The 20515-nt window shown below is 56.2% G+C and carries 17 protein-coding genes; 6 read left to right on the top strand and 11 right to left on the bottom strand.

The annotated features are described in order from the left end of the window. The first annotated feature begins 11 nt into the window (after positions 1-11). Positions 12-806 carry an SDR family NAD(P)-dependent oxidoreductase gene (locus tag GRX76_RS16235; protein WP_160154261.1) on the top strand — a complete coding sequence of 265 codons (795 nt, stop codon included), beginning with the start codon at positions 12-14 and terminating at the stop codon, positions 804-806. Here GRX76_RS16235 and GRX76_RS16230 read toward each other — a convergent pair. Next, positions 771-2003 (bottom strand): AraC family transcriptional regulator, encoded by a 1233-nt coding sequence (locus GRX76_RS16230; RefSeq protein ID WP_160154260.1) that lies wholly within the window; start codon positions 2001-2003, stop codon positions 771-773. The genes GRX76_RS16235 and GRX76_RS16230 overlap by 36 nt on opposite strands. Positions 2004-2135: 132 nt before the next feature. Here GRX76_RS16230 and GRX76_RS16225 point away from each other — a divergent pair, with 132 nt between their 5' ends. The 4 genes from GRX76_RS16225 (at position 2136) to GRX76_RS16210 (ending at position 6695) form a co-directional block, all read left to right on the top strand. After that, positions 2136-4382, top strand: coding sequence for a TonB-dependent siderophore receptor (locus tag GRX76_RS16225; protein ID WP_160154259.1), 2247 nt, complete (start codon positions 2136-2138; stop codon positions 4380-4382). A gap of 81 nt (positions 4383-4463) precedes the next feature. Further along, a complete protein-coding gene (locus GRX76_RS16220; RefSeq protein WP_160154258.1) occupies positions 4464-4745 on the top strand; it encodes a hypothetical protein in 282 nt (93 codons plus the stop codon). Next, complete coding sequence (locus tag GRX76_RS16215; RefSeq protein WP_160154257.1) at positions 4742-5053, top strand: hypothetical protein; 312 nt, start codon at positions 4742-4744, stop codon at positions 5051-5053. The genes GRX76_RS16220 and GRX76_RS16215 overlap by 4 nt, the downstream gene beginning before the upstream one ends. Before the next feature lie 22 nt (positions 5054-5075). Then, positions 5076-6695: a PepSY domain-containing protein gene (locus GRX76_RS16210; protein ID WP_160154256.1), complete on the top strand. Its 1620-nt coding sequence runs from the start codon at positions 5076-5078 to the stop codon at positions 6693-6695. 116 nt (positions 6696-6811) lie between these two features. On the opposite strand, the gene GRX76_RS16205 is transcribed toward GRX76_RS16210, so the two are convergent. From GRX76_RS16205 to GRX76_RS16180, 6 genes are all read right to left on the bottom strand, one after another. Further along, on the bottom strand, positions 6812-8572 hold the full coding sequence (locus GRX76_RS16205; protein ID WP_201276848.1) for a hemopexin repeat-containing protein: 1761 nt from the start codon (positions 8570-8572) through the stop codon (positions 6812-6814). A gap of 256 nt (positions 8573-8828) precedes the next feature. Next, positions 8829-9530 (bottom strand): UTRA domain-containing protein, encoded by a 702-nt coding sequence (locus GRX76_RS16200; protein WP_236250420.1) that lies wholly within the window; start codon positions 9528-9530, stop codon positions 8829-8831. Positions 9531-9655: 125 nt separating this feature from the next. Further along, a complete protein-coding gene (gene phnX, locus GRX76_RS16195) occupies positions 9656-10462 on the bottom strand; it encodes a phosphonoacetaldehyde hydrolase (protein ID WP_160154254.1) in 807 nt (268 codons plus the stop codon). A gap of 71 nt (positions 10463-10533) precedes the next feature. Next, positions 10534-11112 carry an HD domain-containing protein gene (locus GRX76_RS16190; RefSeq protein ID WP_160154253.1) on the bottom strand — a complete coding sequence of 193 codons (579 nt, stop codon included), beginning with the start codon at positions 11110-11112 and terminating at the stop codon, positions 10534-10536. Further along, positions 11093-12292, bottom strand: a complete 1200-nt coding sequence (locus GRX76_RS16185) for a TIGR03364 family FAD-dependent oxidoreductase (protein ID WP_160154252.1) — start codon at positions 12290-12292, stop codon at positions 11093-11095. Before GRX76_RS16185 ends, GRX76_RS16190 begins: the two co-directional genes overlap by 20 nt. A 45-nt stretch (positions 12293-12337) precedes the next feature. Then, positions 12338-13678, bottom strand: a complete 1341-nt coding sequence (locus GRX76_RS16180) for a DUF5690 family protein (RefSeq protein ID WP_201276847.1) — start codon at positions 13676-13678, stop codon at positions 12338-12340. 263 nt (positions 13679-13941) lie between these two features. Here GRX76_RS16180 and GRX76_RS16175 point away from each other — a divergent pair, with 263 nt between their 5' ends. Then, a complete protein-coding gene (locus GRX76_RS16175; RefSeq protein ID WP_160154251.1) occupies positions 13942-16539 on the top strand; it encodes a TonB-dependent receptor in 2598 nt (865 codons plus the stop codon). Between the two features lie 67 nt (positions 16540-16606). On the opposite strand, the gene GRX76_RS16170 is transcribed toward GRX76_RS16175, so the two are convergent. The 4 genes from GRX76_RS16170 to GRX76_RS16160 all read right to left on the bottom strand — a co-directional run bounded on the left by GRX76_RS16170 (position 16607) and on the right by GRX76_RS16160 (position 20331). Further along, positions 16607-17695, bottom strand: a complete 1089-nt coding sequence (locus GRX76_RS16170) for a M23/M56 family metallopeptidase (RefSeq protein WP_236250655.1) — start codon at positions 17693-17695, stop codon at positions 16607-16609. Further along, positions 17584-18093, bottom strand: coding sequence for a hypothetical protein (locus tag GRX76_RS19290; RefSeq protein WP_236250419.1), 510 nt, complete (start codon positions 18091-18093; stop codon positions 17584-17586). Before GRX76_RS19290 ends, GRX76_RS16170 begins: the two co-directional genes overlap by 112 nt. Further along, positions 18047-18460: a BlaI/MecI/CopY family transcriptional regulator gene (locus GRX76_RS16165; RefSeq protein ID WP_160154249.1), complete on the bottom strand. Its 414-nt coding sequence runs from the start codon at positions 18458-18460 to the stop codon at positions 18047-18049. Before GRX76_RS16165 ends, GRX76_RS19290 begins: the two co-directional genes overlap by 47 nt. A gap of 200 nt (positions 18461-18660) precedes the next feature. Further along, a complete protein-coding gene (locus tag GRX76_RS16160; RefSeq protein WP_160154248.1) occupies positions 18661-20331 on the bottom strand; it encodes an isovaleryl-CoA dehydrogenase in 1671 nt (556 codons plus the stop codon). Positions 20332-20515 lie beyond the last annotated feature (184 nt).

Raw genomic sequence — 20515 nt, 5'->3', positions numbered from 1 at the left:
CAGGGAAGCCTATGCCGAATCACACTAGTCCAACACCCAACAGCCTCGTACCCAACAGCCTCGCACCAAATACTATTTTACTTGCCGGTGCCAGCGGTGGTATCGGCAGTGCGCTGTTGGGCGAGCTGGAAAAAGAATACCCACAAGCCACGATTCTCACCATCAGTCGCCGTGAACTCGCGACGGCTACCGGTAATCACTCCCACCTGACGACGTCCCTGGCCGATCCAAAATCTGTCGGCAAGGTAACGGAATGGTTGCGTCAGAAGCCGTTGCCAAACTGGGTGATCAATTGCTGTGGTGCTTTGCATTGGCAGAGTGACGGGCAGAATTACGTTAAGAGTCACGCCCCGGAAAAAAGCGTCGGCCAGTGCACCGACGATGCGCTACTGCAAAGTGTGGCGACCAATGTACTGACGCACCTGCACCTGGCCCAGGGGTTTGCGCCCCTGATCCAGCGCCGCGAGCCATTGACCTGGGTTTCCCTGTCGGCAAAAGTGGGCAGTATTGAAGACAACCGGCTTGGCGGTTGGTATAGCTATCGCATGAGCAAGGCCGCGCTGAACATGCTGGTGCGTAACCTCGCGATTGAATGGGCGCGCAAAGTTGATCACTGCCGGGTAGTTGCGGTGCACCCGGGCACTACCGATACGCCGCTGTCCCAGCCGTTTCAGGAAAATATTCCCGCCGGAAAACTCTACTCGCCCGCTCAGACCGCAGGCCGCATGGTTTCTGTCATTCGCGGCTTGCGCGAGGAGGATCACGGCAAATTACTTTTCTGGGACGGTACCCCTATCCCCTGGTAGCGCGCTGATGGCAGGACGGTGGTTGTTCGATTCTGCGGCGTCCATCCTTGAATAGGTTGCCGCTTCCCTCGGGGTAAACCCGAATTCCCTCTTGAAGGCCGTGGCAAAGTTTGCGGCATTTCGGTATCCCGCCAAAGCGGCGGCTTGCTGCACGTTGAGTGACTGAGACTGCAGGGACTGCAAAGCCCGCTGCATACGCCGCTGGCGGATAAACTCCATCACGCTGACGCCTTCCCGTTTCCGGAACAATCGCTGCAGGCCGCTGACACTGATCCCCGCTGCGCGCGCGATCTGGCCTACGCTCAACGACTTGTCCAGGTTTTCCTGAATGATGTTGCGCGCACGCCGCAAGTACTGTAATTCCCGCGATGATGTATCTGACCTCGGAGCTGCTGTTGTCTGCAGGTTAGCGGGCGCTGAGCTTGTCGTGGATGTGCTGGCCAGCAGTTCGATGACTTTGGCTTCCAGCAATAATGGGTTACATGGTTCCGAAGCACGCAGTAAGCGGATGATTTCGTTAATTAATAGAAATTGTGGCTGGGTAAGACGTTGCGCATGGAAGCGTAGGTCTTCTTGCCGGAGTCCGGTCCTTTGTTCCTCACAACTTTCGCCCAGGTGTGCAACACGGCTTCGCAGCCAGTGCTCGGCAATACTGATGGAAAGATAGCGCACCTGCTGCGGACACCTGGAAATGCGCTGGATGGTCTGTTGTGATCCGGCGCGAATACTCAACAGTTGCTGCTGCTCTGTGTCGGCGACAGGGTTGGAAAACAGGTGCCGATACCGGCCGACCCGAATCTCTATCTCCCCCTGCAAAAAGATGACCAAGGAAATACCCGTCGCCAGCCCGGCGGTCGCGGTGTAGGCAAACTCTTCGCGGCTGTCGCCGTAACGCAAATGCAGGCCGTCCCCCAGCGCCTGCTGGTGGAAGTGTCCCTGCATGAAAACACTCGGTCGGGCATATCCGGTTTCAGAGAGCTGCAAGCGCACACCCGGACGACGGACGAAGTCATCGACCTTGACCACTTGATTGGCGCGCTGGGTGACTCCGGTTTGTGTCCCGGGCAACGGGGCGGAACGGGTCTTTTCTATCGTAACGGTCATGAGCTGCTGGCGTTGAAGGCAATCTAAAAAGGTGTGCTGTTGCCCACTATCGGGTGATTGGTTGTCTCGCAAATGATTCGGGTTGTTGCGCAAAGGTTTCGCCGTTGAAAGGGCTCCCCCTCGTCATTAACATCCGCCGGCAATTAAATCGCGAATGATAATGCTTATCAACTGCAAAGTTTTTGACCCGGTATTCCGGGTGCTTTTTGTTCAATTGGGGGACTTATGAACGAACGCCGATCTGTACCAGCCTGCCTGCTGGCAGCTTCTTCGCTGCTGGCTCTTGCGGTGGCCCACGCCAATGCGCAATCACAGCCCGAGAAAGCGTCGGATCTGGAGGAAGTGGTGGTCACCGCGACCGGCCTGTCCACCGCGACCTCCACCGCCAAGACCGGCATCCCGATCATGGAGTCTCCCCAGACCATCTCCGTGATCAGCCGTGAGGAAATTGACCTGCGTGCAGCCTCGACCGTCGCCGATGCCCTGTCATACACCGCCGGTGTGCAACCGGAGCCCTCCGGCATCGACAGCCGAACCGATGAAATCTCCGTGCGCGGATTCGGTGCCGGCGGCTTCTCCTCCAACAACAATTTCGTCGATGGCCTGCGGCTGCCGGCCGGTGGCCAGTGGACCCGCTTCGGTTTTGATACCTTCGGCCTGCAACAGCTGGAGGTCCTCAAGGGCCCGTCCAGTGTGCTCTACGGCCAGGCCGCTCCCGGTGGCATGGTGAACATGGTCTCCAAGCGCGCCGGTGCCGAAACCCGGCAGGAGCTGCTGGTTCAGGGGCAGGGATATACCGACCTGGGTAACTTCTCCGGTCGAATTGCCGGCGACTTCGGTGCGCCCCTGAACCAGGAGGGCACCCTCCACGGCCGCATCGTCACCGTCGCGGAAGACGGCGATAGCCAGGTGGATGATGTCTCCAAGAGTCGCTATTACGTATCCCCGAGCGTAACCTGGACCCCGAGCGACGCGACAAGCTGGACCTTCCTCACCCAGTACCAGCGCGATGAGGGCGGAGCCACTTTCCAGTTCCTGCCGGCGCTGGGCACCCTGACACCCTCGAATGGCCAGTACATCGACAACGATGCCAATATCGGCGAAGTAGATTGGAACACCTTTGACCGCGACCAGCTTCTGGTCGGCTCCTTCCTCGAGCACCATATCAACGACAACCTGACGCTGCGCAACAACGCGCGCTATACCCACATCGATACGCTCTACCGGGTGACCGTGTTGTCCGGTGATACCGTCGCCGACTGCGCCGCTACCGCTTACGGTGAACAGTGTATCGACGGCCAGACCATTGGTCGCCGTGCGGTGCAGGGCGACGGTGAGTCCGATGGCTATGCCATCGATACCCAGTTGGAGGGTCGCTTCGACAGCGGCAACCTGAGTCATACCCTGCTGGGCGGATTGGATTATTTCCATACCGAGTGGGAACACTACCGCGACCTGGTGAGCCTGCCGGATGCCCCTCGAGGCCAGGTAGATCCGCTGTGGGATATTTTCAATCCCGAGTATCGCGGCGCCGGTGATTATGTGGAAAACCTGGGGCCCCAGATTTATGGCGCTTCTATCAGTAAGCAAACGGGTTTCTATCTGCAGGACCAGATCAGTGCGGGGAATCTGCGTTTCAATGTCGGTGGCCGGTACGACCGCGCGGACGACGAGAGTGAAGATCTTCAGACAGGCGAAATCTTCTCTACCAAGGCCGATGAGTTTACCTGGCGCACCGGTGCGGTTTACCTGTTCGACAATGGTGTGGCGCCTTACGTCAGTTATTCCGAGTCCTTCCTGCCGCAAGTGGTCGACCCTTCACAGACCCTGGGTGGTGTGCTGTTTGAGCCAACCACCGGTGATCAAGTGGAAGCCGGCGTTCGCTACCAGAGTGGCAGCAATGTTTACCTGAGCTTCGGTGGTTTCGAGATCACCCAGCAGAACGTTTCCACGTCCGATCCCAATGGTGAACTGTGTGGTCGCCGTGTCTGCCAGGTACAGGCCGGTGAGGCACAGGTGCGCGGCCTGGAGCTGGAAGGGAGAGCTTCCCTGGCAACCGGAACCACGTTGATTGCTTCAGCGTCTCGCCTGGATGCGGAAATTACCAAGTCCAACGATCCGATTGTGGGTAACGCCATGACGCAGGTGCCGGATGTGTTGGCATCCCTGTTTGTGGATCACCGCATTGAGCAGGGTGCATTGGCTGGCCTGGGTTTTGGCGCGGGTATGCGCTACACCGGCGAAAGCTACGGCGATACCAATAACGCGATCAAGGTCGACGGCTACACCCTGTTTGATCTGCTGGCACGCTACGACTTTGGTGTAGCGCGTCCAGAACTGAATGGTGTTTCGGTATCCCTGAATGCGCGCAACCTGAACGATGAACGTTACCTGGTGACCTGCACCACCACCCAGTCCTGTTTCTACGGGCAGGGGCGCGTGGTAACCGCGCGCCTGCAATACAGCTGGTAAGTGTTAACACCTCAGTAATTACCAGGGCCCGCAATGCGGGCCCTCTGTCGTTTATACCTGGATGAACGCGGAGTAAGTCCTTTGACTGCACTACTTCTGATTTCCGCCACAGTGCTTATTGCGCTGGGCTCCACACTGCTCTATCTGGCGAGCGCCAACCAGCGACTGGTTTCTGCCGCGCTGCCCACGCGTGTGCTGGCGTGGGTAGGGCTTCTGCTATTGGTATTGGCGCTATTCCTGCTGCTGCAGTATTCCGGCCCAGGATCGGCGGTATTTATTCTGGTGACCGGGGTCATGTTTGTCTGGACTATTCCGCCAATGGTCATTGCCTATCTGAAACATAAAACGGAGGAGCAGTCGTGAGTAAAAGATTACCGAAAGCACAACAGCTCTCCAGCAGCAACTGGTTTGGCAAAGCCAGTGCCGGTGCTATTGCCGGTTACTTTCTCGCTATCGCCCTCTGTGGATTGTTTTCCCAATTTGGCCCTCTCGAAGTGGGTTTTTTCTCCGCACAGGCGCAGATCACCATGTGGCTGGTGTCTCCGATTTGGGCCCTGATTCTGAGCTTTTGCTTCTTGTTTCAGAGCGGCTTGCGCGCCTGGGCGTGGCTGGGCGGTGCCAATGTCGTGCTGTGGGGCCTACTTCTTATCAGCAGATTTGTAGTCGGGTAATGCGGATCAAAGGATAAATATCATGAAAATACGCAGTGACATCATCCGCATGTATCGCGATATCCACAGTTGGGTGGGGATTGCCTGTGGCCTCGCGTTGTTTATCGCGTTTTACGCCGGCGCCATCACCATGTTTGAGGCACCGTTAAATCGCTGGGCAACCGAGCCGAAAGTCTTTAGCGAACACACGCCGCTGGAACAAACGCCGGCACTGGTGGAAAAGGTGCTGGCGGAGTACCCGAAAGCGGCGGGACGCTATGAGCTGACCCTGGACGCCGGGCTGGCGGAAAGACCCGCGCGCCTGAGCTGGAGCACGGCGCCCCGCGGTGGCGGCACCACGTATTATGCGGAGCTGGCAGAAGACGGATCTCTGCTGGTACACAGCCAAGGGCCATCGGCGGTGGGGCAACTGGTGGATGATCTTCATCAGCAGGTGGGCATTTTACTGGACCACGATATGGTCATGCCCCTCGTGGGAATAGTATCTCTGCTGTACTTTATTGCACTGGTTTCCGGTGTGATTGTATTGCTGCCGACCCTGGTGAAGGATCTGTTTATCCTGCGCATCGGCAAAAACCTGAAACGCATGTGGCTGGATTTACACAATGCACTGGGTCTGTTCAGCCTGCCGTTTCATATCATCATGGCGCTAACCGCGGTGGTATTTGCCTTTCATGACCAGTTCTATGGCACCCAGTGGGCGCTACTGGAAAAGAACGGCAAGCCCGAAGCGCATGAGGAGTCCCATGCGCACCTTGAACCACTGGCTCCACACCAGTTGGTCGCGCGCCTCAAAGAGCAGTCGCCGGAATTTACGCCACTGTTTATGCAGTTCCACTATGAAGAAGAGCACGGTCTGGAGCTGCTGGTTGCGGGCAGCAATCCTCGTCACGGTTCTCGCACGCCCCACTACGGTATGGTCGCCGTAGATCCGTACACCGGTGAAAAGACCATGACCGGCTATATGCCCGGTGAGCAGGATGGCTGGTTTGCGACACTGACCAGTTTCTTTTCCCTGCACTTTGGAAACTTTGGTGGTAACCCGGTGCGCTGGGGGTATTTCCTGCTCGGGCTGGCAGGTGCGGTGCTGTTTTATACCGGCAACCTGCTGTGGATTGAGTCCCACCGCAAGAAGCGTCGCAAGGGCTATGAACACCTTGAAGTGAATCAGACCCGTGCGTCTAAACTGCTTGGTGCACTGACCGTAGGGATTTCATTGGGATGTGTGGCCGGTATTTCGGCTTCCATTGCTGCGGCAAAGGTCCTGCCGCTATTCTCGGATGCTGTCGCTGCCTGGCACACCGGCATTTACTACGCCGTGTTTTTCCTGGCGTGCGCCTGGGCTTTCTATCGTGGCGCGGCAAACGGTGCAGTGGATCTGTTGTATGTATCCGCACTGGCCACACTGATGATTCCCGTTGTCAGTTTGCTGTCTGCAATGCTGCCGGGTTTTGGCTGGAACCACGGCGGCAGTACTTATCTGATTGATACCGTGGCGGCTGTTGGCGCTGGATGCTATTTCTATCTTGCGCGCAAAACCCTGCAGCGTATTCACCGGGCGCCGGAGTACAGTATCTGGTATGTGGGTGAAGAGCCGCGGTCAGAAGAGAACGTCACGGTTCAGGCGCGTGGCGCGGTATAAATAGATTCCCGGTAAATCAATCCGGTGAATGAGATGGTGCAAGGCCGCGTAACGTCTGGTGAAGCCAGTGCGTTGCGCGGCCTGTTATTTTCCAGTGGTAAATTCGCCGGAATGAATCAGGGGTTCATCAAGCCCGGCCAGGTGTTGCCATTAATCGCGCGCGGATAACCACTGTCGACCTGGTCGCCACTAATGCTGTAGCGAAGATAGCGCTGGTTGCTAAGGAAAATGTAGGCACGGCTACTATTCCACTGGTGGGCGGCAGTAATATCCGTTGCGTAATCCGCCATTCCTGGCCAGGTACTGTTGTTGATGGGCTTGGGGTAACCGCCATCGAGGCTGTCATTATTCATGTCGTAGCGCAGGTAGCTGCCGTCCGCGAGGAAAAAGTACACCTTGCTGTTGGGCCACTTCAGTGCCGCGCGAATTTGAGTGGCATAGGGGGCTAGTCCCGGCCAGCTGCTGTTGTTCACGTCCTTCGGGTAGCCGGGATCAACACTGTCACTGTTCAGGTCGTACCGCAGATAGCGCCCATCGGCGAGGAAAAAGTAACCCTTGCTACTGGACGCCTTGAACGCGGCAACGATCTGGCTCGCGTAATTCCCGAGTCCGGGCCAGGTGTTGTCACTAATTTCCAGCGGGTAACCGCTATCGGCACTATCGCTGGTCTTGTTGTAGCGTACATACTGGCTGTCATCACGGAAGTAATAGGCGCGGCTGACATTCCAGTCCAGTGCGGCGGTAATATCCAGGCGGGAGCGACGTATTGCCACCGGTGTTTGATCCTGTACCAGCACATAGTCGGCAGTGCCATGGAAATCGCTCAGGTCCTGCCAGGCGCGGCTCAGCGCATCCACGCTATCCACCAACACACCATTGCGGTACACGCTGACCTGCCCTGGACTTTGTGCGTACCACTCTGCAGTGCTGCTGTTTCCCGGGAGTAACTTGCGTACACCAGTAGTACCGATCATCGGTGTGCCATCCAGCATCCAGTTGCTATCCAGTGTAATACCCAAGTGGCGAAGAACGGTAGGCGCGATAGCGGTCTGTGCCGAATGCCCGTAAATGCCGTTGAAATCTGTATTGCTGATATCGGTTACTTTTTCACTGTGCTCCAGGTTGAGCATCTGGTTACTGGCGATAAAGATCGTTTTTTCATTACTGGTCTGCGCACCGTGATTGCAGCCAAGGGTGTCGCGACCGTGGTCGGTGGTTACCAGTACCAGCCAGTTATCTCCCAGCGCATTGCGCGCATCGACGGCATCCAGTAGCTGGCCGAGGCGGGCATCACTGTCGGTAATGCTATTGTTGTAGGCACTGCCAAAGCAGTAACTGTGGCCGGCATGATCGGGTTCATCAAGGTGCAGGAAGAGGAAGTCCGCGATACCGCTATTGATCCTGGCAACCGCCTGCGCGGTTACCTGATCATCGGAGAGGCCGCTTTGCACCAGATCGGCATTGCTGAGGTCCTGGGTAAAGAATTGCGTATTGATAGGACTCCAGTTGACGATACTGCCGACCCAGTGATTACTGTCTGCCTCTTTGATGCGCTTGAACAGGCTGGGGAATGCACTGTTTGCCAGGCCGGAGCTGTTCGAAGTGACCTGGTGCTTGTTGGCCCAGACCCCTGTCAAAATCGTCGACCAGCCGGGTCCACTGTAGGTGGATTGCTGGCTTTCCGCACCATCAATACCACCAGTATAGGCCTGTTCGACGTAGAGCCGATCGAAGTTGGGTGTGTTCAGGGTCTGCAGCTTTTCAAACTGGACACCATCGATACCAACAAGCAATACCTTGGGTTCGCCTTGGGCGAATGTACTTGTGCTGAGCATCGTCGCGAAAAGCGCGAGGCCGCAAAGAATTAGTCGATTCATAACATCTCCTCGGAAAATTTAGTGAGTAGTTGGCCTGAATTTCTGGTCTAGACCAGTTTTGAGGTTAACCTGATGCCGTGAATCCGCGGTGAAGCTGCTGTGAAGGGACGGTGACGGATTTGTTGTATGAGGGGAGGAGGTGCCAACCGGTGTGTACTGGTTGGCAGTCTGGGTCTATACCCAATAAAAATAGAAATCGGTAGGACGAAGTTATTCAGTAACCACGAGAAAGGAAGAGGAACTGAGCTGTGAAAAATCAGCGGGTGGTGACTTCCATTTCAATGGCATGGGGTAGCCAGTGCTCGACATTGTAGTCAATCAGTTGGTCATCCTGATCGTAGCGGAGACGCAGTATCTTTAGTCCCAGGGCGCCGGTATGGATGTTCAGGGGGGCTGCGTATTCTTCTTCCAGGTGCCCCATTTGAATATTGCAGAACTCACGACTGACGCTAACGGAAAATCGAGACTTCAGTACGGCAGTGACAGATCCGGACAGGTCAGATTCGTCAAGCTGTGGGTAACTTTCCAATGGCATATAGCTGTCTTCCACCATCACCGCTCGGCCATCCAGGTAGCGCACCCGACGAAGCGCGTAAAAACGCGTGCTTTTCTCGAGTCCGAAGGCCTGATAGATATCCTTGCGCTGCTGCTGTTTGCGCAATTGTAAAATCTGGGTTGACGGTAAAAACCCCTGTTGCTCTGCGATCTGGTTGAAGTCGACCTTGTGTGCCGGTCGCATCACAAACCGTTGTGGCGCGACAAACCAACCTCTGCGATTCTGGCGATAGATCAGGCCTTCGCCTTCCAATCGATTCAGTCCATCCCGCAAGGTAATTCGGGTAAGTCTCAAATCTTCCGCCAGCTCCCTTTCAGAGGGCAACTTGTCGTTCGCTGCAAGGCGGTTGCTGTTGATCAGTCCGCTGATATGCGTCTTGATGTCGTCGTAAGCAAGGGACACGGGTACAGCACTCAAAGGTTATCAATGGTTATCGTGATCCCTATCCTAACCCAACGCCGTAGTGGCGTCAGGTTGGGAAAGGACGAGATCAGATGAAAGGAAGAGGGCACCGTAACGGCGTGCCGTTACGGTGTTTCTCCCAGTGCCAGGCGGCGATTGATGTCCACCAGCACCGGTTCTAGCTGCGACACATCGTCGATCAGGTAGTGGGCACCGCAGGACTCCAGCGATCGATAGGCGCGTGCCTTCTGTACAGACTGCTCGGACTTACTCAGTGACTGCCACTGCGATTGGGAGTAACCCAGCGCATTACCGCTACAGACGACGGCAATTGTCCACATTCCGGCATTCAGGCCCTCGGCGATACCGGGCTCGGTGTCATCGACTTTGACGCAGCTTCTCACCGAAGGGATTCGCAGGTCGATAACGGTCTTGAGCGCAGCGGCAGGGCCCGGTCGGGCACCGGGCGCCTCGTCGGCAGCCACAACCGAGTCTGGATTCAAACCCTGGTCCGCAGCCGCTACCAGCATACCCTCGATCATATGACGGCTGTAACCGGTGGTGGTGCCGATTTTCAGACCGCGTTCGCGGGCAATATCAAATGCACGTCGGGCACCGGGTACGATTTCACAATGCTGGTCAATGGCTGCCTGTTGTACGGGGCCCAGGTTGGCATAGAGCTGAGCCACGTCGTCCTCGGTGGGAAGCCGGCCATTGGCACAAAGCCAGGCATCGCGGATACGTGGAATCTGCATCAGGCGGCGGATATGCTCCTGTTTTTCGGTTCCCATGGGCGCGCGGGTTTCGGCTTCGGTAATTTCGATACCGGCGTTGGCAAACACTTGCATGAAGGCGCTGAGTGGCGCGCGGGAGCCGAAATCAACCAGGGTGCCAGCCCAGTCAAAAATGATCGCTTGGAGTGAATGTGACATATTTTAGTCCTGCATTTTTACTGCGTGAATTTGAAAATAGATATGGAAGTTGGTGACATTTTTGAAACTGCTTAAAGTTCTTCCAGGCAAAGGGTCAGCCAGTACTCCACCCCGGGAATCTCCAGTTCCTGTTGCTTGCCGCCTTCGTCCCAGCGGCGCAACTGAATGGCTTCGCGGGCATAAGGCGACTGAAGAAATTCTCCCCGCGCCACTGCACACATTGCTCCTCCCTGAATATTCAGGCTGTTTTCGCTGGTTCGGCTGAGCTTATCCTGATATTCCGCTTCATCTCCTGCCAGATACCGCTTGGCCTCAACGTGCTTCGCAACAGGCTGGTAAACTGCTGCCGAGAACCCCAGTTCGCGCAGCAGTTGGGCTCCGATGCGATCATGATCCGGGTGACCTTCCGCACCGGTGCCGGGGATATTGGCATCCAGTGCCTGTAGATGCCCGATATCGTGGAGAAAGGCCGCGCAGATCAGAGAGCGCTCGCTACCCTGCAGCTGCGCTAGCGTCGCGCACTGGCGAGCGTGTTCCTGTTGGCTGCAGTGCTCTCCGAGAGTGAGGCTTCCAAAGCGAGCAAACAATTTCCGCAGGGTATTAATGGCGTGTTCGTTTATTCTGAGCCGGTCAGGTGACAGAGTGTGCATGCAAGGCCTCTAACCCTTCTAACGCGTCGCCACGAAGTATCTGTTGAACTACGTCCTGCATGAGTGCGGGGCCTGTTGTCATGCCTTTCCCTCCGATGCCGGTAGCCAAGTGGATGTTGTCGGAAATGGAGCGCAACAGCACTTTGTTGGCACTCATATCCTGGCTGTAATAGCCGTTCCAGCTGCGACTGATATGCCAGTGTGGCAAGGCGAAAATATTCTTGGCTTCGTCCAGCATCAGCTGGTTGATATCTTCACGTACTTCGTAATCGATGGAGTGAACATCTCGGCTGTCGAAATATTCGTGGGAGTCACCAATGATGATGCTGCCGTCTTCCGACTGTCTGAAAAGCATGTGAATACCCAGCTCTGCGCATCGCGGATCGACAGTGGATTGCGGTAAATTTTGAAAACTCGGGCAGCTTTGGAAGGCTTCGTATCGCCGAATCGTGAGACCTGTCAGGAGGTTGCCCGGGAGGCGGGTGCCGGGGTAGGGCTCGGTGCGTAACATCTGCAACTTGCAGAGTTTCATATCTGGGGTTTGGGTAACCTGTGGATAAAGTTGAGACAGCTGATGCCCACAGCAAATCAATACCCTGTCCGCTAAATATTTTTCGTTGCCACTGGTGATGATCTCCGTACCGCCTCCCGTCTCCTTGATTTCGCGAACCAGGGTTACGTTTTTTAAGGCCAGGGAGGGATTGGCACTCAGCAATGACCACAATCGCGGCATCAACTGGCCACTTTCAGCACTCATTTCTTCCGGGTAGTAGAGGCCGCCGTGACAATAATCCGCTCGCAGCCCTGGAAACCGTTCCTGGCATTGTGCGGGTGTTAACAGCTTTGATGGGTAACCCTGTGCCCGGTTGATTAAATACATTTCCTCGAGGAGGGTCGCTTCTTCAGCGGTAGAGGCAATATAGGTTGAACCCTGCTGCCAGATTGCACCTTCGACCAGGGGCTGAAGCTTTTTATAAATGGCCAGTGAACGAATCCCCAGGTCACGCCATTTTCCCAGCGCCATGCCCGAAGCCACCAGTTGACCAAAATTGCGCACGGTGGCACCGCGTGCAGTTTGACCCGCTTCAATCAACAGAACCTTTTTACCTGCCTCTAAGGCCTCCAGCGCCGCAAAGCTACCGAGTACACCTGCGCCGACAATGGCAATGTCAAATTTCATAAGCAAAACTTCGATGTTGTCAGTGTTGTAAATGAACGAAAAGAATCATGTTCCCGCAATGTGAACGCCGGGCCCTTCGCGCAAAGTCAGCTGTCGTGTGGGGTTTAGCCTGCGGAAATACATCAGGGAGAACAGGATCAACCCCATACAGGTAAAGCCGACGGCATAACTGAACTGCAGCGTAAATGGCAGCCACTCCAGATCCGGTTGCGCGAAGGTTTTATAGAGAAGCACCAGAATGCTGCCGGCGTAACCCGAGGCATCGGCGAGATAGATCAGGAATCCGGCGTTCGCAAGTGAGCGGGTGCTGGCTACCAGTCGTTCAAACAGAAGGCAATTGAAAGGAATGAATCCCATATACAAGCCGGTGTTGATGGCGATCATCCAGGCGGCGCCGCTAATCAGTTGCCGTTCGAATGTGAATGTCGCCAGTACACAAATCAGGCCACCGGCTGCCACCACCAGCTGGTTACATACCAATGCCAGGTAATTGTTGCGAATAAACATAAGTAGCCAGAGGCTGCCCAGTACAACCAGCGTGACGGGCAAGGTACTGGTCAGGAAGATTTCTGGTGCTTCGCCATAGCCCAACGTTATCCACAGTTCTGCAGCGAAATTGTCCGTGAAATCCCGGAAAGCGGTAAGGAATACGTAGACCGAAATCAGTGCGGTAAGTCCAAACCCTGTTTCATTTAGCAAGGCACCGCGCATGGCAGCGTTCATTGGCGGACGGGGCTTGCGGGCCGTCATGTCCCTTTCACTGGGCGCCGGTGTTTTTGCCAGCAGCCATACAGAAACGACGAGCGGAGGAATAAACAGCGCACCGGCAAGCGCTGGCATCCATATCTCTGCTACGCCCCAGTTCAGCATCAAATAGGCAGCGACCGCTTTTACTGCACCGGAAGAGACAATCAAGGCTGCACAAAGAATCGCTCCCAGGGCTTCGGTAACTCTTCGCCCCTCGAGATAGCTGAACACCAGGCCCCACACCATCCCCAGCGGAATACCGTTCAAAAACAGCATGGCCACATTAAATGGTGCGGGTACCAGTGCGAATCCGATCAGGGCCAGATGGCTCGCCAGTACCAGGGCAACCAGCATTTTCGCCCTGCGTTGTGGCTGCATTTCAGAGATGATTTTAATGCCGGCAAACTTGGACAGGGCATAGCCGAGTACCTGCGCGATGATCAGCGCGGTCTTGTAGTCCATCGCAAACTGCCAACCTTCAATATCGCTATACGTCGCCGCGCTGAATGGTTTGCGAAAGGCGTACATACAGAAGTAGGTCGAAAAGGCGGCAAACCCCGAAAAAGCGATCAGCGCCAGCGTACTGAGCCTTTCTCTCAAGGCCGGTTGAGCGGAGCGGACGATATCTGTGAGCGACACCAGTGAATTCCCCGTTGCATTTTGAAATCTGGTCTAGACCAAATATTAGAGGCGGAAAGTTTCAGTTTGGTGACCGACATGTGACGCTCTTCGGTGGGCTCTTCGGTGCGCTCTTTGTGCGGACCGGTTTTGTAACCAAAATTAATACTCCTGTTACAAAAGCGTCACAGGTCGCCATTAGGATTCTGGTCTAGTCCAGATTTGGGCGGGAAATGAATACACAAATGACCAGATCTTTTTACTGATAACACAGGGGGCAGACGATGAATCGTCTTAAGCTATTGCCAGCAGCCATTGCACTGGCTGTTACACAGGGTGTGTACGCACAGGAAAGCACCAGTGAATCTGATGCGTTGAAAATGGAAGCAGCTGGTGAAAGCCAGACTGGCAACATCGAAGAGATTGTTGTGCTCGGTAACATGTTTGATACCGAGTTGCGCGCGCTTGGTCTGCAGCGCGCATCAGTTCGTATTGTGAACATCGTATCCGCCGATGGCATTGGCAAGCTCCCTGACCGCAACGCCGCGGAAGCCGTTCAGCGTGTTTCTGGCGTTTCTATCGAACGTGATCAGGGGGAGGGGCGCTTCGTGGCTGTCCGCGGTCTGCCTTCCGAGTGGAGTTCTGCCAGCCTCAATGGCCACCGCTTACCGTCCGCGGAAGAAGAGACAACCTCCCGGGCAACGGCATTCGACTTTTTTCCTTCCGAGCTGATTGAACGTATTGAGGTGACCAAAGCGGTTACTGCCGATCAGGAAGGGGATGCCATCGGCGGTAATGTCAATTTTATTACCCGCACCGCTCCGGATGAGCGCACGCTGCAGGTGTCTGTAGGTGGTGGTATTGCCGATAAAGCCGACGGCGACATCAAGTCGATGAACCTGCTGTACGGCGATCGTTCCGAAGATGAAAAATTTGGTTACCTAATTAATGTGACCGGCTGGAGCCGGGATTGGGCTACCGATAACTTCGAGCCGCGTCGCGATGGCAATGGTATCTACCGGCTGGAACTGCGGGACTATATCGGTAACCGTGAAACCCTGGGGATGAACCTGGGAGCCGAATACAACTTCAGCGATGACGATCGCGTTTTCGTGCGCGCTCTGTACGGCACCCTTTCTGACGAAGAGACTCACTACAAGCATCGACTGCGCTTCGACAAAGATCGCGTGGAACTCCAGCATATTCACAACGAACTGATCACCGAAATGAAAGGTGTTGAGTTCGGTGGTGAGCACGACCTGAGTGAAACCGCAAAAGTCGATTGGAGCCTGGCCAGCTACGACAACGAGTTCCGTTACGGCAATATTCCAAATGGCAAAGATCGTTCCTATTTTGTGATGCGCTTCGACCAGAAGGAAGTCGGCTACGAAGGGCTGGCGGAAGACGGTCTGGTGTATAACGAAATCGACGGCGGTAATGATCCCGCGAATGCGATTTCTACCCATCTGCCGGATGGTTTTGTTATGGATCCGGCACAGGCTGCACTGTCCTGGGTGGAGTTGTACAAGGTTTACGTCAACGAAAAAGATAAAATCGTTGCGTCTGTGGATTTCACCAGTGCGCTTTCCAGCGAGCTGGAGCTGAAAATGGGGATGAAATACCGCGACAAGGAGCGTGTATCCATTTTCGCTGACGAGTTCTACGAGTGGACTGGTGACAACCCGGTGTACCTGTCTGACTTCGCGCTTTCGAACCAGCCCGGGCGCAATGACTACCTGTCTGACATTAATGTCGATTACGCATCCCAGTTCTCTCAGGTTGCTTCCATGTCGGACCTGGAGCGTTTCTGGAGCGAGAATCGCGATCAGTTTGCCCTGGTGGAGGATGAATCTGCACTGGTCAGCAACGGTGCTGCGTTGGGTCGTAACTTCGACCTCGCCGAGCAGCACCTATCTGGTTACGGTATGGCCACCTACCAGTTGAACGACCGCACCACGATCGTTGCAGGCTTGCGCCTGACCCAGACCACTACCGAAGTGGATAGTCAGGTATATGTGGAAGACGAAAACGGGCAAGGTCGCCTGGAGCCATTTAATGGTGAAAAAGATTACCTGTCGGTATTGCCGTCCGCACACCTGAAGTACGCACTGAATGACGACAGCAATCTGCGTCTGGCCCTGACCCGGACTTTCGCGCGCCCGAACTTTGGCGACCTGAACCCGGGTGGTTACTACGCCGAACACGACAACGAGTTCCTGGGTGGCAACGCCGAACTGGAGCCCACTTACTCCTGGAACCTGGATGCCATCTACGAGCACTATTTTGGTGACGCCGGTGTGGCTTCTGCCGGGTTCTTCTATAAAGACATTACCGACCCGATTTTCGAATCCGTGCAGGAAGGTAGCTACAACGGTAACACCGGTGTGGATATCTACCGCCCGGAAAATGGTGATGACGCCTGGCTGCGTGGATTCGAATTTAACCTAGTGCGCAAGCTGGACTTTCTCCCCGGCCCACTGGCCAACCTGGGTGTGTCTGCGAACGTGACTGTGATGGATTCCGAAATGACCATCCCGGGTCGTGACGAAGCGGTACCCATTGCCCGTCAGGCAGACCTATTGCACAACTTCTCTGTTTACTACGACGATGGCGATTTCTCACTGCGCCTGGCTCAGAACCACAAGGACGAGTATGTGGAAGAGCACGGTGGTAATGCGGATGAAGATCAGTTCTACGGTAAGTACACCAGTCTGGATCTGAGTGCCAACTACACCGTCAATGATCGCCTCGTCATCTTTGCAGAAGCGATAAACCTGACGGATGAACCGCTGACCTATTACATTGGCAGTGAAGATCGACCGAAGCAGGTGGAGTACTACGGTGCGCGCGGTCAGTTCGGCGTGCGCTATAGCTTTTACTGATTGTCGTAGTTGTTCATGCGTTTGAGTCAGAAAGTAGAAGAGGCGCCCGCAGGCGCCTCGACTTCTTTTACTGGTTCGCCAGTACCATCACCGGGTGCTTTGCCTGCATTGGCACCTGGCTGGCCGGGTCGATCACCTGGCCGTCACGGCGTAGCTCCCAGTGTAAATGGGGGCCGGTGGCTTTGCCGGTGCTGCCTACCAGGCCGAGGATCTGCCCCTGCTCTACGACATCGCCTTTGTTCACCAGGCGTTTATCGAGATGGGCGTAGAGGGTTTCCAGGCCATCCCCGTGGTCGATGATCACCACTTCACCGCGCGCGCCTTTGGTGCCCGAGAAAGTAACCACGCCTGAGCCCGGTACCTGTATCTGGGTACCCCTAGGCGCCGCCAGGTCTATCCCTTTGTGCAGGCGTTTCTCCTTATATTTTGCGTCTTTGATGGGCCAGGGCCTCATACCAAATCCCGAGGTGACCTTGGCCTCTGGCAACGGGTTTATGAAGGCCTCCAGGGCTTTGCCGGCCTGCGCCAGCTGGGGTTGCAACCCCAGAACTAACAGACCACTGGCCAGGGTAAGTGACCACAGGGTGCCATTTGAGCGCTTGCCGGCGCCGGGTTTGCCGTTCAGAATGTTACGGATTCTCAAGGTGAAGCTCCTTTGGTTTTGCGTTGAGAAGGCCGCGACGGGATCATTGCCGTGAGCTGTCGCGGTGTGGCGAAGGGTCTTCAGCATTGCGTCTGCATAGGCCCTTCGCCCGTTTTGGTTTTCTTTTCTGAGTACCTCTTCATCACAGCCCTGCTCCAGGGCGTCCAGCGTCCGTTTTGCCAGTTTCTTTAACGGCCAGTTGAACCAGAGCAGGACCGTCATCCACTGCAGTGCCAGTACCGCCATCGGATCGCGCCGCGCCAGGTGCGTCAGTTCATGACCCACTACCAGTCGGATTTGTGCCAGTGACAGCTCGTCGAGTGCCCATTGGCTGAGTACCAGGGTGGGAGTAGGAAAGGTGCAGGCAAAGGGGGAAACCCGCGCGTCCACCAGCACCAGTTTCAGCCCTTCAGGCGGGTTCCGTACCCCCAGGTGTTGCGCGAGTTCCCCGTTGGCGGGTAGCGGCTTGCCCTGGCGCAGCAGTCTGGCGAGCCGTCGCTGGCCGAGCAGCAAACGCCCGAGATGGATTGTCGCCCCCAAGGCCCAGATTGCCCCCACGCGACCAACCACCCCAGCCAGAAGAAAGTCTTGTGATCCTGACCAGCAGCGAGTGCGATGGCCTCATTGCTGTCCTGAGGCAGGTTTACAACAGCGGGCAGGCTCAGTTCGATAGTGGCGGGGTGGTGCATGGAGGGCAGGAAACCCAGGCAAAAGCTGGCAAAAGTGAGTACCGCTGCGGCCAGCCAGGGTTCGCGCCAGCTATTTAGCCAGTGCAGGTGACGGGCCAGCAATACCAACAGGCTTAGCATTAAGGCGCCAATGGCAAGGCTGATGGCGCTGGACAGGGCGAGTTGCGCGAGCCACTCAATCACCTGCTGAGCCCTCTGTTGCTCCCTCTGCTGTTCCGTCATCCTTGCTTTCCCTCGCCAACAGCAATTCCAGTTCCTTAAGCTCGACCTCGCTCAGCAAGTCGCTGCCCGCGAAAAAAGAGGCGGGTACCGGCCCCTTGATTTCCAGTACGCGCTCGGCGAAATCCCGTGCATAGGCCGCCAGCGTTTCCACTTTATCCGCTTCGGCCTCAAACACTTTCAGTCCGTGGACTTCAAAGGCGTGCAGTAAACCTTTGTCCTGCATGCGATCCAGGGTTTTGCGGGTGGATGAGTAGGACCAGCCCAGTTGCTCTTCAATGCGCAGGTGAATTTCGCGGGCGCTTAGGGGCGACTGCTGCCAGAGCGCCTTGAGGATGGCGAGCTCCGTTGCTGAGGGCTGTGGCTTCATTGGGGAATGCCTTGTTCGGGGGTTTGTGACTTGTGGGATTAGTATGCGACAAGTGTCGCATGTGCGCAACATGGGTTTTGGGCAACACGGTTTTGCGCACCAAGGGTTTTGCACAAAATGGGTTTCAGGAAGGCAGTGCCGGAGATTTCAGGGCGCCTTAATTGGCACCCGGAACATGGAAAGTAGTTATTGGGTGTGACTCAGCTGACCAGCGGATTGCCGCGCTCGATGATGGTCGTGACATCCACACCAACGGGTAGGGTACCGGTGTTGCCGACACCTTGCGTGCCGAGTCGCGAGGCGATAAAAGCCTCCGCCACTGCGCTGTTGCGACTTTGCATCAGCAGGTTTGCCTGCATCGTCAGAGCCAGCTGATCTACCAGATGACGGGCCCGATACTCGATGTGATGCCTATCGGCGAGCTGGTTTTTCAGCTGGGCAAGGGCTCTGTCGTAACGCAGATCGTTGCCCTTGCTTTCATCCAGCACGTCATACCAATTGCTAAGAACGTCTGGTGTTTTCGTCAATGCACGCAATACGTCCAGCGCCTGGATATTGCCGGAGCCCTCCCAGATGGCATTGATGGGGGCGTCGCGGTAGAGGCGCGCGGTAATGAAATCTTCGATCACGCCGTTGCCGCCGAGACACTCCATTGCTTCATAGGCGTGATGGGGTGTGCGCTTACAGATCCAGTATTTCCCGACCGCGGTGCCGAGACGCATCAGCAGCTTTTGCTGCTCGTCGTCCAGATGGTCCATCGCCTGGGCCATGCGCATGGTCATGGCGATGGAGCCTTCCACTTCCAGTTGCAGGTCCGCCAGTACGTTCTGCATCAGTGGTTGGTCGATCAGGGATTTGCCAAAAGCACTGCGCTGGGAGGCGTGGTAAATCGCCTGTACCACCGCCTGTCGCTGGCCGCTACTCGACCCGATCATACAGTCGAAGCGGGTGGCGGAAACCATTTCAATGATGGCCGGCACTCCGCGTCCTTCTTCTCCCACCAGCCAGCCCAGCGCGCCGCGCAATTCGATTTCCGACGAGGCGTTGGAGACGTTGCCGGCTTTGTTTTTCAGCCGCTGTACCTGAATCGGATTTTTGCTGCCGTCCGGGCACCAGCGGGGCACCAGAAAACAACTCAGCCCTGCCTCCGTCTGGGCCAAAACCAGAAAAGCGTCGCACATGGGCGCCGAGGTAAACCATTTGTGGCCCACCAGTGCGTAGCTGCCGTCACCCTGTGGCGTGGCAGTGGTGGTGTTGGCGCGGACATCGGAACCGCCCTGTTTTTCGGTCATGCCCATGCCGATAGTGACCGTAGCTTTTTCCGTGTGTGGGCGGTTGCTAGGGTCGTAGCCGCGGTCGGTAATTTTGGGCAGCCACTCTTTCGCCAGCACCGGGTTGAGTTTGATGGAGGGGACAGAGGCAAATGTCATGGTCACCGGACAGCCGTGGCCGGATTCCACCTGGCTGTGCAGATAGTACTTGGCGGCGCGTACCACGTGGGCCCCGGGCTTTGGCTCTGTCCACGGCGAGGAGTGCAGTCCCTCGCTCAGCGCCAGCTGCATCAACTGGTGATAGGCGGGGTGGTAGTTCACCTGGTCGATGCGATTGCCCACCCGGTCGTGGGAATCAAACTCCGGCTTGTGGGCATTGGCCTGAAAACCGCGCTCGATCCACTCCGGGCGTCCACAGATCTCGCCGTAGCGCTGGAGGTCATCTTCCGCCCAGTGGCCGCCATTGCGCTGTACCGCATCCCGCAGGGCGGCATCACCGGCGTAGAGGTTATGTCCCTGTAGCGGCTTGGGTTGGTTGATCACGCTATGGGTGCTGGCGAGTTCGGATGGCTTGTCCGATGGAGTAGGGGCCTTGCTCATGGTTTTTCTCTGTTGTTCGCCTGGATCGCGGAATTCCCGCCCGGTGATTGGAATCTAGCAGTCAGTATTAGCTGCTGGGAGCGGTGTTTGCCTTTCATCCTAACCAACTTGAGTCGCGGTCACTTGTCATTTGGTGCCGGCAGGCTTGTTCGCTTGCGCCAAAATCCGCTTGAGCTTGTCTGGC

It is taken from the genome of Microbulbifer sp. ALW1, from assembly GCF_009903625.1.
Classification (GTDB): domain Bacteria; phylum Pseudomonadota; class Gammaproteobacteria; order Pseudomonadales; family Cellvibrionaceae; genus Microbulbifer.
The sequence above is the reverse complement of the archived record's forward strand: the minus strand, read 5'-3'. Positions and strand labels throughout refer to the sequence as shown.

Excerpts from the sequence above, each read along its gene's own strand:
- GRX76_RS16235 (WP_160154261.1), top strand. The coding sequence starts at position 12 with ATGCCGAATCACACTAGTCCAACACCCAACAGCCTCGTACCCAACAGC.
- GRX76_RS16225 (WP_160154259.1), top strand. The coding sequence starts at position 2,136 with ATGAACGAACGCCGATCTGTACCAGCCTGCCTGCTGGCAGCTTCTTCG.
- GRX76_RS16210 (WP_160154256.1), top strand. The coding sequence starts at position 5,076 with ATGAAAATACGCAGTGACATCATCCGCATGTATCGCGATATCCACAGT.
- GRX76_RS16205 (WP_201276848.1), bottom strand. The coding sequence starts at position 8,572 with ATGAATCGACTAATTCTTTGCGGCCTCGCGCTTTTCGCGACGATGCTC.
- phnX (WP_160154254.1), bottom strand. The coding sequence starts at position 10,462 with ATGTCACATTCACTCCAAGCGATCATTTTTGACTGGGCTGGCACCCTG.
- GRX76_RS16190 (WP_160154253.1), bottom strand. The coding sequence starts at position 11,112 with ATGCACACTCTGTCACCTGACCGGCTCAGAATAAACGAACACGCCATT.
- GRX76_RS16185 (WP_160154252.1), bottom strand. The coding sequence starts at position 12,292 with ATGAAATTTGACATTGCCATTGTCGGCGCAGGTGTACTCGGTAGCTTT.
- GRX76_RS16175 (WP_160154251.1), top strand. The coding sequence starts at position 13,942 with ATGAATCGTCTTAAGCTATTGCCAGCAGCCATTGCACTGGCTGTTACA.
- GRX76_RS19290 (WP_236250419.1), bottom strand. The coding sequence starts at position 18,093 with ATGACGGAACAGCAGAGGGAGCAACAGAGGGCTCAGCAGGTGATTGAG.
- GRX76_RS16165 (WP_160154249.1), bottom strand. The coding sequence starts at position 18,460 with ATGAAGCCACAGCCCTCAGCAACGGAGCTCGCCATCCTCAAGGCGCTC.
- GRX76_RS16160 (WP_160154248.1), bottom strand. The coding sequence starts at position 20,331 with ATGAGCAAGGCCCCTACTCCATCGGACAAGCCATCCGAACTCGCCAGC.